Genomic DNA, 18,257 nt, shown 5'->3' with positions numbered 1-18,257 from the left:
GACCGCTCTCTATTTTCCTTAATAATTCAAATTGCCGTTCTGTGGCTTGAAATATGAAAAGGAAAAAGAAAAGGCGCTGAAGATAAACTTCAGCGCCTGCTAGGTGGACATTAACAAAACGATTTTCACTTCTACCGCGTTGAACACCGCAGGGCTAGAAAATATGTGAACCATAGCCCCACATGATAACGGTTATCCCTAATAACAGCTCGAGTACCAAAACGCCTATTGCAAAGGTGGAGCCTGAAAATATAAACCCCTGACCTTCAGTGATACCGAGGAAATTCGGAATACCGCGATACAACAAATACCCGCTATAACATACACCAACAATAACAGCGAGCATGCACAGCCATACCATCGGATATATTGATACGATACTGCTAATAAACATGGGCGTACCGACGTAGCCCGCAAACACAATACATTGATTTAAACTCGGGCAGTTTTCATATTCCCGAGCCATCCAGCGAATGACCATACCAACAAAACCTACCGCGGCGAGCATTAAGCCGTAAAACACAACTGCAATAGCTAACGCCGTCATCGGCATAACTTTAAAAACGCGGTCTCCGCCGAAATCCCAGCCAAACTGGGTGGTACCGATAAAAGAGCAGATGACAGGAATAGCAGCCATCAGCAGCACATGGTGAGTATAGATATGCGATACCGACTCATTTTCCTGCCGTATTTGCCGGAACTCCTGTGCCGGATGCGATAACAGTCCCCAAACATGGTTACTCATGACACACCCCCTGACGTCTATCGAGGGAATAACGCTTACTCACATTTTCCCCTCACTTTCAGTATAGAACGCCCCCACAAAAGTACAGAAAAAAATAGGAATTTTTTTATCTCTATAAGCCGCGCCCTCATTGGGTTTGGACTGAATTTGTTTTAATTTTTCGAAGCTGTCTTTTTGCCAAACATAAATTCCTTATTTTGCTAAAGTATTCCCTAATATTGGTATGATTTTATGCGGCGGCATCATGATCGACAGCGAAATAACTCTGCGAAAATTAGAAATCTTTTTAGCCTTCATGGAAAAAGAAAATATTACCCGCGCGGCAGAATCTCTGGGGTTAAGCAGTGTGAGCGTGCATAGAGCGTTGCACACGCTAGAAGAAGGTTTTCGCTGCCCGCTATTTGTGCATAAAGGGCGGTATTTATTACCGCTTCCAGCCGCACATACGCTGGCGGAATATGCTCGCGATCTGGTGGAGCTTGCTCAGAAAGGCATTGAAGAAACGCGGATTGCCGCTGGGTTTGGTCAGCAGCGGATGAAAATTGGCACCATGTATTCGCTAACGCTGGAAACCATACCTAAGCTCATCATGGGCGTTAAGCTGCGCCGCCCTGAAGTGGAAATCAGCCTTACCATGGGCTCGAATCAGGATTTATTACAGCAGCTAGAAAACCAGCAGCTCGACGCCATTCTGATTTCTATTTCCGACAGCCAAGTGAACGAACAATTATTCGAAACCGTACCGCTGTTTCAAGACGATATTTTTCTTGCGGCACCGGCTTCATCAGCGCTAGTGAAACCCGGTTTGGCGGATCTGCGTGATTATCGAGGCGAGAAGTTCGTTGCCTTAGCGGAAGGATTTGCCACCTATCACGGTTTTAGCGAGGCATTTCAAATAGCCGGTTTCGAGCCGGACATCGTGACCCGAGTCAACGATATTTTCTCGATGCTCAGTCTGGTTCAGGCTGGCGTGGGCTATACGCTAATCCCAGGTCGAATGAAAAACGTGTATGAAAGCAGCGTGAAGCTGCTGCCGCTGTGCAGTGAATATCAAATGCGCCAGACCATTGCGTTGGTATTTTCTCGTAGCCGAGAACAAGATCCTAACCTACTCGCACTCACCGCAGAAGGACGCATGTACGCACGCGCCCATCCTTCACTCAATTAAGCTAGTTTCTGATAGCGAGCCACAATATCAGTGACCGATTTCAAACCAAGCTGGCAGCGCGAAAGCGCTTCCCCCTGCTCCATCACTTTTCGGGTTAGTCCTGTGAGTACCGCTCCCGGCGGCATTTCAATCGCCAAACGCACTTCTCGTTCATAGGCCGCAACCATAGCTTCATGCCAACGCACGGTGCGCGACATATTGAATGCTAAATCGTCGGCAATGCGTTCGGGTTGCCATAACACACGCCCCGTGCTGCCGCTGAGATAGGCTATGTTCGGTCGTTGCAGTACCACGTTTTGCATCGCCTGCGCCAGCTGGTGTGCGGGCTCCAGCAACAGCGCGCAGTGCGAAGGAACGCTAACCGCCAGACGCTGCGTTTTATGCGCGCCTTTGGCCTGCGCCAGCGTCATCACCTGCTGCATAGCGGCTTCGCTACCGGCAATCACAAACTGTTCTTCCGCGTTGATGTTGGCTAAATAAACCGGAAAATCCGCCGAGTTCACTTCAGCAATCAGCGGTTCTAGCTGATTCAAATTCAGACCAACAATGGCAGAAAGGCCAAAACCAGTAGGATAGGCCTTCTCCATCAGCTCACCGCGTAGGGCGACTAAACGCACGGCGTCCGAAAAGTCCAACGCCCCCGCAATCACCGCCGCGGGAAAAGCACCAATAGACAGGCCGCTAACGAAATCAGCTTGAACGCCTGCCGTCTGAAGCTCTCTGGCATAGGCAACGCCCGCGATCAGTAAACATAGCTGAACTGCGCGCGTTCTTTGCAGCGCAGAGGCGCTGTCTAGCGCCAACACGTCTTCGTTTAACGCGGTATTAGCCTGTTCAATGAGCGAGCGTGAAAGAGCATTATCAGGTAAGTCATGCAGCATCGCAGGGCGCTGTGGCCCTTGACCGGGAAAAGTAAATAAGACCTTCATTATGCCTCCTCTGACGGCAACCACGGATCGCGGGTTAACACCGGTCCGGTTGACGTTTTCAGCATGACGCGCTTATCGCGTAGCCATTCTGTCAGAGCAAAAGCCCCGAGTGGGGTTTCAACTTGAACGTCGGTTCGGCACGGGAGCTGAACCTGAGCAATGCGTTCGGCAAAGTGCGCCAATTCTTCCGCAGTTATTTTTTGCGGACAGCGCACCACTAAATCGAGATCGCTATCGGTATGCATCACCGGAATATCCGTCGCTAAGGCGTAACCGCAGCTTCCTGTCACGCCCCATACCCACGGCCACGGCGTCTGCATCAACATAATCAGCACCTGAACCGGAGGCAGGGATACAAAAGAAGATTGCAGTAACGCGATAGGATCGGCGATTAACGACTCCGGCGTGACGCATCGCACCACGCTTTGCTCATCGACCCAACCCGCCGCACGCTGGCTGCGCTTCATACCACGGATCCCGACTGGAATACGCCCGCCGTCTTGAACATCGCGTCGCACTACCAATGGCAATGATGTGCGCCACTGCTGCGTCACCCACTCCGGCATGGTGTCTTGCGTGGTCAGTGACTGTGCGTTGTTAATCCAGATCAAGTCATGCGGGCGTAACATACGGATTCCTTATTTAAATTCCTGCGGTCAGCGTAATAAACAGCGGCAGTGTGATGATACACAGCACGGAGCTTATCAGCAGCGTGGCTTCGGCATCAGGAGACTGCACACCGAAACGGTTGCCGAATACGATACCGAAGAAGCCCGCAGAAAGCGCGATCATCAGAATGGCCGTGACGGCAACATCGCCATGCAAGCCCATCGCCAACACGATTCCCCACGCAATGAAGGGCTGAATCAGCAGCTTGGTGACGCTAGACAGCACCACGCAGGTGTTGATTTGCAGTTTACGCGCAGACAGGATCACACCGGTCAGGAACAGCGCCGAAGCCGTGGCAGACAGGCCCAACGGTTTAATTGAAGCCAGCACCATTTCAGGCATATGAATACCAATCGCTGACAGCACAACCCCCAGCAACGGCCCCCACACGATAGGTTTTTTCACTGAACGCCACATCAGAACCGGCAGCATGGTGAGCGTTGAACCCTGAATCGCACCCGATTCACGTGCTTTTTCACGTTCGAGGATCAGCAGACAGAACGGCGTCATCAGCACAGAACCACAGGCGATAGCCACCGCAACCGACAGCGACGTAGCAGAACTTTCGCCCAGCACGCTGCCTAAAATTGGTAAGCCCAGTGCGGCGTAGTTAGGTAACGCTACGGTTAGCGTCAGAACCGCTGCGTCCTGTGGGGTTTTCTTAAAGACTTTGGTGCAGATAAAATAAATGGCGGCATAGGTAATCCACATGCCTAATACCAGAACGACAATCAGCGGAGACTGCTGAACAATGCCGCTCCACGGCGTTTGCACCGTGGCGCTAAACAGCGCCGCAGGCAAAGCAAAGTCCATCACGAAGATATTGAGTAAAGAAACATTTTTGTTATCGACCATCTTGGCTTTACCGGCATAAAAGCCGAGCAGCATGATGACGAAGATGGGGGCGAGGGCGTGAATAATTACGTATGTCATAAATCACCTTGTATAAAAACAAAAAGCGTTACAGAAAAATTCAGTTAAAACGTTATTTTCTTTTTATAAAACAGTCGTTAGCGGGCAGGTGAAGACTCGCTGGGTGCGATACATTTGCATCGTTCCCAGCGTTATAATTAAAACTAACGGTCGGTCTTAGAGTGTTTAACGCGTTACCACTCGGCGCGCATACGGCTGCGAACCAGAGAAGAGCTTTGGCGATTGTGGGCGCCTAAGCGGTTGCTGAGATCAACGCCCTGTTGGCGAGCATCGGCAATGGCCTCACTCAGTACGCTGTTCACGCGAGCCAGATCGTCTGCGCTGGCATTAAGCGGATCGTTGATGTCCAGCAGCTGGTCTAATAGGCCCAGCGTGCTGTAGTTTTTAATGTCATAGGCCATCGGCGGAATAGTCGCGGCTAATTTCTCCAGCGATTCCACGGAACGCAGCGTGATGCGCGCCGCAGACTCTTTCCCCATCGCATGAATCATTACGCCCGCGTCATTGAACGCAATCAGACGGTTAGCCTGATAGCCGTGCGCTAAGAAAGCGCCGGACATCGCTTTACCGACGATTAAGCCAATCACCGGATGACCCGCCAAACGCGCTTTAGCGTAAGCGCCTGCGGCACCGGCTAAGGCCTGATGAATACCAAACGCCTCTTCGCGGCGGCCATAGGCCTGACTTGGCACATCAATCACGGCCACGATGGCGCGCTTCTGCGGCTTGTCTTGGTCAGCTTCAACGACTTCACTCACCAACTGTGCCAACGTCCAGCCTTCGAGCAGACCGACTTCGCCGTTAACCGCACGCGGGTAATGATTGTTTGCGTCTGGAACCACCGCGATAAAACGTGCGGCCTGGCCATCAATTTCACCATCGGCGGCTTTCACCGATTCGCATTGCCCCTGACGCTGAGTGGCGCCCTGAGTCAGTAAGGAAAACCAGTAGCGGCCACGGCTGGCGGTGTGTGCTGTTGAGGTGCTCATGCGCGATCCTCCTGTGAACGGTCTTTAGCAGAGAGATGATTCTGAGAGAAAAGTTCGGCGGCCAGTTCAGCCGTTGCCTGCTGGCGAGTATCGAACCCTTGCAGCGCGGTCAGATACTGGGCGAATTTATCTGAACGATGTTGTTCCGGAACGCCACGGGCAATGCACTGATTCATCGCCTGTTTTACCGCGTTTAAACCATCAGGGACTTCGACATCAACAAAACCATTGCGATAACGAACGTCACCACCGGTCATGCTCCAGATGAATGGACGGTCGCGCGAGTCATACTCTTCAATCCCCGCTTCTTGCTCAATCACCTGCGGGCCGTTAAGGCCTAAGCGCGCTTCACGGGTTACGATCAAATAGCTGCACAGCGCGGCCGCAATCGACATACCGCCGAAGCAGCCAACGGTACCAGCAACAATACCCACTACCGGCGTATAACGACGCAGATCGACAATCGCCGCATGAATATCCGCAATGGCTGCCAAACCGAGATTAGCCTCTTGCAAACGCACGCCGCCGGTCTCTAACAGCAAAACAGCCTGCGTTGGAATACCGTTGCGGTTATCCTCTGCGGCCAGCTCTAACGCTGAGGCCATTTTGGCGCCGGACACTTCGCCCATGCTGCCGCCTTGGAAAGCGCCTTCAACCGCAACCACGACCGCGGGTTTCCCTTCGATGGTGCCTTTAGCTACTACCATGCCATCGTCGGCCTGCGTCACAATACCCTGAGGTTCTAACCACGGCGATGTGATGTGCTCGAAGGGGCCTAATAATTCACGGAAAGTACCGGCATCCAGTAAACGACGCGCACGTTCGCGAGCACTGAGTTCGATAAAACTGAGATCGTTACGCATGAGTTGCCTCCTCAAAGACTTGTTCGATACGTAGGCGAGCCACACCCGGCGTTGCACCGAAATCATTAATCTCTAAACGCCCCGCAGGCAAAGTACGCAGGCTAGCTAAGCGCTCAAACAGGTGTTGCCAACGCAGACCGCTGCCGTCTACCGATGTTTTAATCACCACGGACAGCGTGCCTGCGCTCTGTTCAGGCGCAAACAGCACTTCCATATCGCCGGAACCGACGACGCCGCTTAATGCTTTGTTCGGCAGCGTTTCGCTTGCCGGATAGCTCAGTTCAATACGTTCCATAACGTCCTCTTTATTCGTTGTCTAACCGCCGACGCGCATCTTGACGCCCCACCTATTAGCGGCAGGTTCTGTCTAGAAACAGCGCGGCGGCCAGTAAATCTGCGGCTCCACCGGGAGAAACGTGGTCAGCCAGCATACGGGCTTCCAAATGCGCTAACGCTACACGACCCGCTGGCGTTTGATATCCGCCGTTGGCAAGTACTTCGGCGGCCCCCTGTTGCATCGCTTTCAGGGCAGATAAACCACCACGAGAAAGCACACAGGTATCGCTAAGCGAGGTCATAATGGCCATCAGCGCATCAATCTGAGCTTCTTGTTCCGTTGCCCCTTGCTGACGGCTGCACCACAGCTGAGGTAAAGCCAGCGTTATCACATGTGGAAAGCCTTGCTGTGCCTCTTCACGTGCACCGGGAACCTGGTAACGTTGAGTCGCTCGAAGCCCCTTACTGAATACTTTTGGGCTTGCATGGTCGGGCAAACGTGCAACCTGCGCGGCCAGACTGAGCGTTGAGTACACGTCCCCCTTCGCTGCCTGCATGGCGACGGCGCTCACCAATAATCCCAGCGCCCAAATAGCACCACGGTGGGTATTCACGCCCTGCGTCGCCAGCATCATGCTGCGCTCACCGTCCCGCCCTATTCTTCCAATCTCCTGACGCAGCGCGCTGTCTACCGGACGCTGCCAACTTGCGATGGCGAGCTGCTGAAACGCGGGCGTTAAGCTGTGTGCCGAGCGCTCCATCAGATCCAGCGTTAAATCCTGATGTGCGCCAGAACCGCGGCTATCAACCAAGCCAGGTTTTGGAGACAGACGAGCCTCGTCCAGCAGCGCTTGCGTTGCCTGTTTAGCGAGTAAACTGGCCGCGTCATCGGCGTCGGAATGGCGTGAATAGGGTTGGATTTTCATTACCAGCTCCGGAATTTAGCGGGTGGGTTGTATAAACCGTCAGACCACTCAACCAGATCGGATACGCTACCCGCAGCCAGCAACGAGCGCGTTGCGTCGGTACGGCGGATCCCCATATCTTCAGGGAAGACGACTTTGCCTTCACGACGCAGGTCGGCAACGCGCTTAGCATCAACGCCCAAACCGATATCGGTGATCCCCGCCACTGCCGCCACCATCGCACGACGCTCTTCTAACGAGCGGGCACGGTAGAGATAGGCAATCCCCTCTTCGGTTAGTACGTGAGTTACGTCATCGCCGTAAATCATGACCGGAGCCAGCGGCATGCCCGATTCTTTGGCCACGTCAATCGCATCCAGTTTTTCAACGAAGGTCGGTTTCGCACCGGCTTGGAAGGTTTCAACCATCTGAACCACCAGCTTGCGGCCGCGTGCTAACGGATCCGGCTCTTCGATCATATCGAGCCAGGCTGGTGTCGCGTGACGGCGACCGTGCGGATCGTGTCCCATATTTGGCGCACCGCCGAAACCAGACAGGCGACCACGGGTAACCGTTGAAGAGTGCGCCATGCCGTCAATTTGCAGCGTGGAGCCGATAAACATATCCACCGCGTACTGCCCTGCCATCTGGCAGAAAGCACGGTTTGAACGCATAGAGCCGTCATTACCGGTGAAGAAAATATCCGGACGCGCCGCGATGTAATCTTCCATCCCCAGTTCGCCGCCGAAGCAGTGAACGGTTTCAACCCAGCCGCTTTCGATAGCAGGGATCAGCGTTGGATGCGGATTCAGTGTCCAGTGTTTACAAATTTTGCCCTTCAGCCCCAGTTGCTCACCGTAGGTTGGCAGCAGCAATTCAATGGCGGCGGTATTAAACCCAATCCCGTGGTTGAGGGACTGCACCTGATGCTTGGCATAAATACCTTTAATGGCCATCATGCCCATTAAGACGTGCACGGGTTTAATCAAACGAGGATCGCGGGTAAACAGAGGTTCGATAAAGAATGGCTTGTCGGCAACTACAACGAAGTCAATCCAAGAACCCGGAATATCAACACGTGGCAGGTCGGTTTCGTCATCGACCAGCTCATTAACCTGTGCAATGACTAAGCCATTTTTGAACGCCGCAGCTTCAACCAACGCGGGCGTATCTTCGGTGCTGGGTCCGGTATAAAGATTGCCGTGGCGGTCTGCTTTGAAACCAGCGACCAGCGCCACGTTTGGCACCAGATCCACATAAAGGCGTGAATACAGTTCGATGTAGGTATGGATGGCACCAATTTCTAACTGCCCATCTTCAAGCAGCTGTGAGATGCGCAGGCTCTGGGTGCCGGAGAAGGCAAAGTCCAGCTTGCGAGCAATCCCTTTTTCAAAGATATCCAGATGTTCTGCACGACCCACGCTTGGCATGATCATATGCAAATCGTGGACTTTAGCCGGATCAACCTCAGCCAAGCTGCGCGATAAGAAATCAGCCTGCTTTTGGTTGTTACCTTCCATAACAACGCGGTCGCCAGAGACAATCAGTTTTTCGAGAATTGCGGTTAAATCATCGGTTGGAATCACTTTTCCGTTGATGAGCCCCTGCACGCTTTCAACGCGACGTCTTTTTTCCTGACGGCGGGTATCCCAGACGCGAGTGGGTGTTTGATGAAGCGACATACCTAAACCTCCCCGGTTTAATTCATTAGCGCATCATGCGAGTAAGAATTTTTGCAGTGAGGCCAGCATAAAATTCCTAAAGTCGTCTATCAATTAATCAATTCACGTAATCGTTAGCCAGAGAGTAATGATTGAGGTGGCTTATAAAACAGGTATTTACTTTGCTAAGTGGGCAGAACAGGCAGCATGATGAAAAATAATCAGCATACAAACGCAGGTGAAAAAGCGATGCTGAATATGACGTCAAAATAACCTTTCGACAGAAGCGCTAACGTCGGCAAAAGCTATTAAGCGGAAGGTTGAGAAAAGCAATTAATATTGGCGTTGCACCTTTCTCACCCCATTGAAAAACATAAGGACGGTACTCATGAAATCTGCGTTTAACGCAACGCTATTCGTTGCGCTATTTAGCACTGCTGCATTGCTCTCTGGTTGTGATCAAAAAAGCGATCAGGCCCATCATATAAAAGTGGGCGTGATTAACGGGGCTGAACAGGATGTGGCTGAGGTGGCTCAAAAAGTAGCAAAAGAAAAATATGGCCTTGACGTGGAACTGGTTGGATTTAGTGGTTCGCTGCTGCCTAACGATGCCACCGATAAAGGCGAACTCGATGCTAACGTTTTCCAGCATCGCCCTTACTTAGCCGAACAAAATCAAGCGCACGGCTATAAATTAGTCGCCGTCGGCAACACCTTTGTTTTTCCGATGGCAGGCTATTCAGACAAAATCAAAGCTGTCTCTGAGCTGAAAAAGGGAGACACCATCGCAATTCCAAACGATCCCACCAACTTGGGTCGCGCATTATTGCTGCTGCAAAAAGAGAAGCTGATTACGGTAAAACAGGATAAAGGCCTGTTGCCAACCTCGATTGATATTACCTCTAACCCGCTTGATTTAAATATTATGGAGCTTGAAGGCGCGCAGCTTCCACACGTGTTAAAAGATCCGAAAGTCACCGTGGCAATTATCAGCACCACTTATCTGCAGCAAACCGGGTTATCGCCGGTCAAAGACAGCGTATTTATTGAAGATAAAGAGTCGCCTTACGTCAATATCATCGTCACCCGCGAAGATAATAAAGACGCCGAGAATGTCCGAGACTTCGTGAAATCTTATGAATCACCAGAAGTTGCCGCCGCAGCTCAGAAGATATTCAACGGCGGTGCCGTACAAGGGTGGTAGATCGCAATATCCTAAGCATTTGCTTTTCTTGATCTATACTCAATATGACTAACGCCCACTTAGGGCGTTTTTTTCAGCGACTAAAAATGGATAAGGAGCAGCAAATGAAAATTCTCTTATGGGTTATTGCGATTATCTTTATTGTGGGGCTGTTGACGATTACGGGCGTGTTTAAGCTGATTTTTTAGGGGATAACCCATAAGGGTTCAGACGTATCCGTTTGTGGGGGCTTGGTGTAAGGCTTAAACCTCCTTTGCTTATGATGCTTTTGTGTAAGGTTTCGTCCGCCCTTGATAATGCTACGTTCGGGGAAAGTTACGTACGCCTAAAACCCTTATTTCTACATCGTGCCGGCGTCCGTGTTAGGGGGCCAATCGCCGCCCCCTAACAACCCGGCTTGGCACCGTTTTTCAGCCTGCTTCGCAGGTTCCCTCATTTCGTCATTCCGGCTTTAACGGAACGAACGGCAATCGCCATCCTGGCTCCTCCGTTCTTTCGCCGACATCCCTGTCGGCGAATCCTAGCCTTCATTCCTCAACTCGGCTGAAGAACAACGTGCCGGAAAAGGTCAAACCCAAAAAACAAAATCTTATCAGTTTTAAGTATAAGTATTGGGAGAAAGAGCAACGCTAACAGGATGTTAGCGTTAGGGGAGGAGGCGCCATGGATGGCGCATGCCGACCCGGCGCGGAGATGGCATCTCGGATAAAGCGCGCGAGTTGAGAGCCCCCGCGCAACGGGGCTCTCATCGGACGCCGTCGCTCGGTTAGCATGTGAAAACCGCTGCTGACTGGCGGTCGAAACCTTACACAAATACAACATAGGAGACTGACTCTAGAAAACTAACACTGTACAAAATTAAAAAGTGCTACCAACTTGTATCCCCCCAGTAACCAAAAAGTTAAATCAACTCCCTGATTATCCGAAATATCTCCTCCTGACAGTTCTTTACCCATCATTCCTTGTTAGCACGCAATGCTAAACGCTACACTGAAAGCCGTTTCATTAGGGTGACTGTCAATTTCTATGTTTATGAGCAGCAAGCTTCAGCAACAAATGCATAATCTACGCGTGAAAAACGTGTGGGCGATTGTATTAGTGGCTTGTTGGACGCTGCTGAACGCTCAGCTCGCCATCGCTGGACATCAATGCAATATGAACGTTGATGGCCCTGCGCCGATGGTGCAGCACATCACGCATATGCAAGGCGCACCCGACGTTGTGGCGCATCACATGCAAGTGTCGGAAACCATGTGTGAAAAACACTGTTCTCCTGACAGCATGAAACAAGACAACGGTGAAACCCAGCTCACGCTCCACGCGATCCCTGTCAGTTCTGAACTCGCCGCCATTGATGTGGCCGCAGTAGAACTGCCTTGCGATACCGAATGGCGCCAGCCCCCTTCTATCGGCCCTCCAGCCGAAATACGTTTTTGCCGCTTTAGAGAATAACTCCTGACGTAAAACCTCAATGTCGTTTTGCTGCGTGGCGTCGCCTATACGCAGCGGGTTTTCGTTATTTTTACAGGAGTTAATCTTATGTCTTACGCTAAAAACATCCGCGCTCTACTCGCAACCACTGCCTTTCTTTCTGTTTTTACTCTTGCTGCACCAGTTATGGCCAACACCGGCCACGACATGAGCACCATGCATAACATGAGTGACATGCCGCATCATGAATCAAACGCGGCGTCTTACCACGCGACCGGTGTGGTAAAAAGCTGGAGCCAAGAAAGCGGCGTTTCATTAACGCACGCCCCGATCCCTGAACTGCATTGGCCAGCCATGACCATGACCTTTGCATTGCCCTCTGCGCCAGCCATCAAGCCACTGGCCGTAGGTAGCAAAGTAAATTTCAGCTTTATTCAAACTGAATCCGGTTATCAATTAACTGAAATTACCCCAGCTCAGTAACGGAGAAACATCATGCAAAACCGAAAGCAGCGCCGCATTGCGGCGTGGCTGGCGGCGATGTTTTTCCTGCCTGCCGCAGCTCAGGCGGCAAGCCTGAGCTTGGATGAAGCCCTGAACGCCGCGCAGAAATATTCTGCGGCGCTCTCGGCCAACCAACATCAGGTTAATGCACTGGAAAACATGGCTGACTCTGCCACGCAACTTCCCGATCCAAAATTAAAATTTGGCATCGAAAACGTCCCCGTCGGTGGGGATAACGGTCGTCGTCTTACGCGCGAAGGGATGACCATGCAGCGTATAGGGATCATGCAGGACTACGTCAGCAGCGAAAAACGCGAACGTAAGGCCGATACCTTACGCGCTGAAGCGGCAAAAACCGCGGCCAATTCGCTAGCGATCCGCGCTCAGCTCCAGCGAGATACCGCGCAAGCGTGGCTCGATCTGGCCTTGGCACAGCGCAGCGAAGAACAGGCAAAAAAATTGGTGAGTGAAGGTCACCGTCAGGTTCCATTGCAAAATGCCAGCGTCGCCAACGGCAGCGCGCCGAGCAGCGCGATTGATGCCAGACTCACGCTCGCCGCCATGCAGAATCTCGTGACCGATGCCAGCCGTGATGTTCAGGTTGCTCAGGCGCGTCTAATGCAGTTGACCGGCGAAAACGATGTGCGAACCGCAGGCTCACTGCCGCGGTATCAGCGTTTACCCGCCGAGCGAGATGTTTTGATTCAGGCCATTGATGAACATCCTGAAGTTCTACAGGCTAAACGTGAATCAGACGTTGCGCATGCCCGTTCAGAGCAAACCGCACTGGCCGCAGTACCCGACGTGGGCGTTGAGGTCTATTACGCCAAGCGCGGGGATGACTACGAAGATATGGCAGGCGTGATGTTTACCGTCGATCTCCCGCTGTTTAAATCCAAACGTCAGGATAAAGACTACGCGGCTGAAGTTTCCCGCAGCATGGAAGCGAACGACCAGCTTACGTTACTCCAGCGCGATCACCGCGCACAGTTAGATACGTTAATCGCTCAGTATCAGGCCGCCCAAAGCCGCTGGCAGCGCCAGCAGCAGGAAATCGTGCCGCTACAGCAACAGAAAATCCGTCTGCTAGAAGCACAGTATCGTGCAGGCAGCAGCTCCTTAGCCGAGGTGATGAGTGGTCGCCGTGCCCTATTAGAAAGCGAGTTGGCATCCGTCACGGCTGAACGTGAAATGGCCAAAATCTGGGCCTCGATCCGCTATCTCATCCCGCAGGAGTTTGCCCAATGAATAACAAATTTACCCTTAGCGCCATTGTCATTGCCTTGCTCGCTGCGGGCTGGGGCGGATACAAATTAGGTTCACAATCCCAAAAGACGAATGACGCCCCCACCAAACAGACCGCCGAGGCGGGACGCAAAGTGCTGTATTGGTACGATCCGATGGTTCCCGGCCAGCGATTTGATAAGCCAGGGAAATCTCCGTTTATGGATATGGAGCTTGTGCCACGCTATGCCAGTGAATCTGGGCAGGAATCAGATACCGGCGTCAGCATTAGCGCTCGCCAGCAGCAGAATCTCGGCATTAAAACGGCGCCCGCCGAACATCATACGTTTAGCAGCAACCTGAAAGCCTATGGCACCGTCGCCGTTAACGAACGCACGCTGAGCACGCTCTCTGCGCCCAGCGCGGGCGTCATTGAGCAATTGAAAGTGAGAGCGCTACAGCAAAGCGTTAAAGCCGGTGAAACGCTGGCTGTTATCTGGAACCCTAGCTGGAGCAGCGCTCAGCAGGAGTATCTGGCTATCCGCGCCGTGGGCGATTCGGCGCTAACGCAGGCAGCTCGTCAGCGCCTAGCGCTACAGTTCATGCCCGAAAGCGTTATCCGAGCCGTAGAACGTAGCGGCAAAGTGCAGCCGCGAATGACCATCACCGCACCGCGCAGTGGCTACGTATCTAAGCTGGAAGTGCGTGAAGGACAGCAGGTAGCCACCGCTCAGCCGCTATTTGAATTGGCGAGCCTCGATCCGGTTTGGGTGGTTATTGACTATCCGCAGTCACAGGCCGAAAGGATCCGCTTGGGCGATCGCGTCACCGCCACCAGCAGCGCATGGCCTAGCGTCAGTTTTGATGGCCGCGTGAGCGAGCTTTTGCCCGAACTCGATGCCACCACCCGTAACCTGAAAGCCCGCATTGAACTCAGCAACCCGCAGCAACAATTAAAACCGGGGATGTACCTCAACGTCGCAAGCGCCAGCAGTCACGAACGCAGCGCCTTGGCGATCCCGCAATCCGCGTTAATTACCACCGGTGAAAACAGCCATGTACTGCTCAGCGATGGCAACGGGCATTTCACCCCGATAGCGGTACGTACCGGCGAGAGCCAAGGCGATTGGGTGGAGATCTTAGAGGGTCTTAAAGAAGGCCAGCCGGTCGTAACGTCCGGTCAATTTATGCTGGATTCTGAAGCCAGCCTGCGTAACGCGCTGCCGCAGTTTAGCGAGGCAAAAACGTCTACTGAAGTTCAAGCTAAGCAAGAGCCGGAGGAGACTCAATACTCCACCACCGGCGTGATTAAGGCGATAACGGGCGAGAGTTTAACGATCAGCCACGAAGCGATTCCGGCCTTGAAATGGGGTCCGATGACCATGGATTTCACCCTGCCAGGCGGCAAGCTCCCTGAAGGCGTCCAGACTGGGTCGCATGTCAGCTTTAGCTTTACGATGGATGACAGCGGAATTGTCATCCGCCACATCATGCCCGCAGACATGAAAATGGATATGTCGGGAGGCCGCCCATGATTGCCGCCGTTATTCGCTGGTCGCTCAAAAACCGTCTATTGGTACTGCTGGCGGCTATCGGTTTAGCTGTCTGGGGGCTGTGGGCCGTACAAAAAGCCCCGTTGGATGCGCTGCCCGATCTCTCTGATACGCAGGTCATTATTCGTGTCAGCTATCCGGGAAAAGCTCCACAGGTGGTCGAAAACCTAGTCACCTATCCACTCACCACCACCATGCTTTCGGTGCCCGGTGCGAAAACCGTGCGCGGTTTTTCGATGTTTGGTGATTCCTATGTGTATGTACTTTTTGACGATGGCACAGACCCTTACTGGGCGCGTTCACGCGTTCTCGAATATCTCAGCCAAGTGCAGTCAACGCTACCGCCTGAGGCTAAAGCCTCTCTTGGCCCCGATGCCACCGGCGTCGGCTGGGTATATGAATATGCGCTCACAGATACCACCGGAAAATACAGTTTGGCCGATCTTCGCGCGTTACAGGATTGGACGCTGAAATATGAATTAAAAACGGTGCCAAACGTATCAGAAGTCGCCAGCGTGGGCGGTATGGTGCGTCAATATCAGGTCGTTTTGCAGCCTGAAAAAATGCGTGCGCTTAACGTGACGCATGAGCAAATAACGGCGGCTATTAAGGCGGCAAATCAGGAAGGCGGAGGCTCAGTTTTAGAGCTTGGCGAAGCGGAGTATATGGTTCGCACCTCGGGCTATCTGCAATCCTTGGATGATTTCCGCAACGTGGTTATCGCCACGCGTAACGGCGTTCCCGTCATGCTCTCAGATGTAGCAACGCTGCGTTTAGGACCTGAGATGCGTCGCGGCGTGGCCGAGCTTAATGGTGAAGGCGAAGTGGCTGGCGGTATCATCGTGATGCGTTCGGGGAAAAACGCCTTAGACACCATTAACGCGGTAAAAGACAAACTGAACCAGCTGCAAAAAAGTTTGCCACCGGGCGTGAAGATCGTCACCACTTACGATCGTTCTCAGCTCATTGAACGCGCTATCGAAACCCTTTCACATAAGCTGCTGGAAGAGTTCGTGGTGGTCGCCGTTATCTGTGCCCTGTTCCTGTTCCATTTTCGTTCGGCGTTGGTGGCAATTATCAGCCTGCCGTTAGGAATACTCGGTGCATTTGTCATCATGCATTATCAGGGGGTCAACGCCAATATTATGTCACTCGGCGGGATCGCGATCGCCATTGGGGCGATGGTGGATGCGGCGATCGTGATGATCGAAAACATGCATAAGGTGCTGGAACAGTGGCGACACGATCATGAAAACCGCACGCCAAGCAGCGCAGAATATTGGAAGATCGCAGAGAAAGCCGCGGTCGAAGTGGGCCCAGCGCTATTTTGTAGCTTATTAATTATTACGCTGTCCTTTATTCCTGTGTTTGCACTTGAGGCGCAGGAAGGGAAAATGTTCTCCCCGCTGGCGTTCACGAAAACCTATGCCATGGCGGTCTCAGCCGGTTTAGGGATTACGCTAGTTCCGGTGCTGATGGGCTATTTTATTCGTGGCAAGATACCGGATGAAAATGCTAATCCGATAAACCGCTGGCTGATTAAAGCCTATCACCCGTTATTAGACTGGGTGTTGGCCCGCCCGAAAACCACGTTGGTGATTGCCGCCGCGCTGTTGCTGGCAACGGCTTATCCTTTAAGCCGCTTAGGCAGCGAGTTTATGCCGTCGCTGGACGAAGGTGATTTGTTGTATATGCCTTCCGCATTGCCCGGTATTTCAGCGCGCGAAGCCAGCCGACTGTTACAGCTCACCGACCGCCTGATCAAAACCGTGCCTGAAGTTGAGACCGTATTTGGCAAAGCAGGCCGAGCGGATACCGCGACCGATCCCGCCCCGCTCACGATGCTGGAAACGACCATTCGCTTCAAACCACGTGACCAATGGCGCGCGGGTATGACGATGGACAAACTGATTGCCGAACTGGATGCTCGCGTACAGGTTCCCGGCATCGCCAATATTTGGGTGCCGCCGATCCGTAACCGTTTAGATATGCTGTCTACGGGCATCAAAAGTCCGGTAGGGATCAAGGTAAACGGCAACAATTTGCAGCAGATCGGCGAAGTGGCTGAGCAGATCGAACGCGTAGTGCAAAAAGTGCCCGGAGTCACGTCGGCTCTGGCCGAGCGCATGACCGGTGGGCGCTATATCGATATTGATATTAACCGCACCGCAGCCGCTCGCTATGGCGTCACGGTCAAAGAGCTTCAGTCTCTGGTTTCCAGCGTTGTCGGCGGTGAAAATATTGGTGAAACCATTGAAGGCCGCGAGCGTTTTCCTATCAATATCCGTTACCCACGTGAAGTGCGCGATTCCGTTGAAAAACTACGTGCTTTGCCGGTAGTCACGGCGAGCGGCGCTCAGGTTGCGCTGGGAGATTTAGCCGAAGTTCGGATCAGCGAAGGCCCGCCGATGTTAAAAAGCGAGAATGCGCGCTTGTCAGATTGGGTATACGTTGACCTGCGCGGGCGCGATCTGAAATCAGCGGTGGAAGATATGCAGAAGACCGTGGCAGAACAGGTAAAACTGCCCGAAGGCGTTTCTTTAAGTTGGTCAGGACAGTTTGAGTATATGGAACGCGCCAGCGCCAAATTACAGATGGTTCTGCCGTTAACATTGATGATTATCTTCGTGCTGCTCTATATCACATTCGGCAAAATTCGCGATGCTTTGCTGATCATGGGCACCCTTCCTTTTGCCTTGATCGGCGGCGTTTGGCTGCTCTATTTATTGGGCTATAACCTCTCGGTCGCCGGAGCCGTTGGCTTTATTGCGCTGGCGGGCGTGTCGGCAGAATTTGGCGTCATTATGCTGCTGTACCTCAACCATGCGGTAGCCAAACATCAGCATGGCGATCAACCTCTCACTCATAAACAAATGCTAGCAGCGCTGCATGAAGGCGCGGTGCTGCGCGTTCGACCCAAAGTGATGACGGTTGCCACCATTATGGCGGGCTTATTACCGATTATGTGGGGAGGCGGAACCGGTTCAGAAGTCATGCAGCGCATTGCGGCGCCGATGATTGGCGGGATGGTCAGCGCCCCGCTGCTATCGATGCTAGTTATCCCTGCGGTGTATTTGTTACTTCATCCGGTTAAAGCGGCTCCCAAGCAACCACATTAAAATCGACGTTTGAAGTCAAAACACAGCCTGTCTCGGCTGTGTTTTTTTTGTCTATTCCTCTGAGATTTATCCGTTTCTCACTGT

16 protein-coding genes are annotated in these 18,257 nt (G+C 52.6%); 7 read left to right on the top strand and 9 right to left on the bottom strand.

The window, feature by feature from the left end; translation table 11 throughout:
- Positions 1–154: 154 nt before the first annotated feature.
- Positions 155–745 (bottom strand): Yip1 family protein, encoded by a 591-nt coding sequence (locus tag CPY98_RS06195; RefSeq protein WP_043491956.1) that lies wholly within the window; start codon positions 743–745, stop codon positions 155–157.
- Between the two features lie 244 nt (positions 746–989).
- Here CPY98_RS06195 and CPY98_RS06190 point away from each other — a divergent pair, with 244 nt between their 5' ends.
- Complete coding sequence (locus CPY98_RS06190; protein WP_096388722.1) at positions 990–1,913, top strand: LysR family transcriptional regulator; 924 nt, start codon at positions 990–992, stop codon at positions 1,911–1,913.
- On the opposite strand, the gene mdcH is transcribed toward CPY98_RS06190, so the two are convergent.
- The 8 genes from mdcH to mdcA all read right to left on the bottom strand — a co-directional run bounded on the left by mdcH (position 1,910) and on the right by mdcA (position 9,159).
- Positions 1,910–2,842 carry a malonate decarboxylase subunit epsilon gene (gene mdcH / locus CPY98_RS06185; RefSeq protein ID WP_096386789.1) on the bottom strand — a complete coding sequence of 311 codons (933 nt, stop codon included), beginning with the start codon at positions 2,840–2,842 and terminating at the stop codon, positions 1,910–1,912. The genes CPY98_RS06190 and mdcH overlap by 4 nt on opposite strands.
- Positions 2,842–3,471 (bottom strand): malonate decarboxylase holo-ACP synthase, encoded by a 630-nt coding sequence (locus CPY98_RS06180; RefSeq protein WP_061554100.1) that lies wholly within the window; start codon positions 3,469–3,471, stop codon positions 2,842–2,844. The genes mdcH and CPY98_RS06180 overlap by 1 nt, the downstream gene beginning before the upstream one ends.
- Before the next feature lie 13 nt (positions 3,472–3,484).
- Positions 3,485–4,444: an AEC family transporter gene (locus CPY98_RS06175; RefSeq protein ID WP_025800743.1), complete on the bottom strand. Its 960-nt coding sequence runs from the start codon at positions 4,442–4,444 to the stop codon at positions 3,485–3,487.
- 173 nt (positions 4,445–4,617) lie between these two features.
- Positions 4,618–5,433 (bottom strand): biotin-independent malonate decarboxylase subunit gamma, encoded by an 816-nt coding sequence (gene mdcE, locus CPY98_RS06170; RefSeq protein ID WP_025800742.1) that lies wholly within the window; start codon positions 5,431–5,433, stop codon positions 4,618–4,620.
- Complete coding sequence (locus CPY98_RS06165) at positions 5,430–6,296, bottom strand: biotin-independent malonate decarboxylase subunit beta (RefSeq protein ID WP_043491941.1); 867 nt, start codon at positions 6,294–6,296, stop codon at positions 5,430–5,432. Before CPY98_RS06165 ends, mdcE begins: the two co-directional genes overlap by 4 nt.
- Entirely contained in the window at positions 6,289–6,591 is a 303-nt protein-coding gene (mdcC, locus tag CPY98_RS06160) for a malonate decarboxylase acyl carrier protein (RefSeq protein WP_025800740.1), read from the bottom strand. Before mdcC ends, CPY98_RS06165 begins: the two co-directional genes overlap by 8 nt.
- A gap of 55 nt (positions 6,592–6,646) precedes the next feature.
- Complete coding sequence (locus tag CPY98_RS06155) at positions 6,647–7,498, bottom strand: triphosphoribosyl-dephospho-CoA synthase (protein WP_096386786.1); 852 nt, start codon at positions 7,496–7,498, stop codon at positions 6,647–6,649.
- Positions 7,498–9,159: a malonate decarboxylase subunit alpha gene (gene mdcA / locus CPY98_RS06150; protein ID WP_040045743.1), complete on the bottom strand. Its 1,662-nt coding sequence runs from the start codon at positions 9,157–9,159 to the stop codon at positions 7,498–7,500. The genes CPY98_RS06155 and mdcA overlap by 1 nt, the downstream gene beginning before the upstream one ends.
- A gap of 367 nt (positions 9,160–9,526) precedes the next feature.
- Between mdcA and nlpA the strand changes: the two genes are divergently transcribed.
- The 6 genes from nlpA to CPY98_RS06120 all read left to right on the top strand — a co-directional run bounded on the left by nlpA (position 9,527) and on the right by CPY98_RS06120 (position 18,173).
- Positions 9,527–10,342 (top strand): lipoprotein NlpA, encoded by an 816-nt coding sequence (gene nlpA, locus CPY98_RS06145; RefSeq protein WP_096386784.1) that lies wholly within the window; start codon positions 9,527–9,529, stop codon positions 10,340–10,342.
- A gap of 1,026 nt (positions 10,343–11,368) precedes the next feature.
- Entirely contained in the window at positions 11,369–11,794 is a 426-nt protein-coding gene (locus CPY98_RS06140; protein ID WP_043491932.1) for a hypothetical protein, read from the top strand.
- A gap of 87 nt (positions 11,795–11,881) precedes the next feature.
- Positions 11,882–12,256: a copper-binding protein gene (locus tag CPY98_RS06135; protein WP_046360534.1), complete on the top strand. Its 375-nt coding sequence runs from the start codon at positions 11,882–11,884 to the stop codon at positions 12,254–12,256.
- A 12-nt stretch (positions 12,257–12,268) separates the two neighbouring features.
- On the top strand, positions 12,269–13,525 hold the full coding sequence (locus CPY98_RS06130; RefSeq protein ID WP_096386781.1) for a TolC family protein: 1,257 nt from the start codon (positions 12,269–12,271) through the stop codon (positions 13,523–13,525).
- Positions 13,522–15,036, top strand: coding sequence for an efflux RND transporter periplasmic adaptor subunit (locus CPY98_RS06125; protein WP_096386778.1), 1,515 nt, complete (start codon positions 13,522–13,524; stop codon positions 15,034–15,036). The genes CPY98_RS06130 and CPY98_RS06125 overlap by 4 nt, the downstream gene beginning before the upstream one ends.
- A complete protein-coding gene (locus CPY98_RS06120) occupies positions 15,033–18,173 on the top strand; it encodes an efflux RND transporter permease subunit (RefSeq protein WP_096386776.1) in 3,141 nt (1,046 codons plus the stop codon). Before CPY98_RS06125 ends, CPY98_RS06120 begins: the two co-directional genes overlap by 4 nt.
- The last annotated feature ends 84 nt before the right edge of the window (positions 18,174–18,257 follow it).

The organism is Hafnia sp. CBA7124 (genome assembly GCF_002355555.1).
Classification (GTDB): domain Bacteria; phylum Pseudomonadota; class Gammaproteobacteria; order Enterobacterales; family Enterobacteriaceae; genus Hafnia; species Hafnia alvei.
The sequence above is the reverse complement of the archived record's forward strand: the minus strand, read 5'-3'. Positions and strand labels throughout refer to the sequence as shown.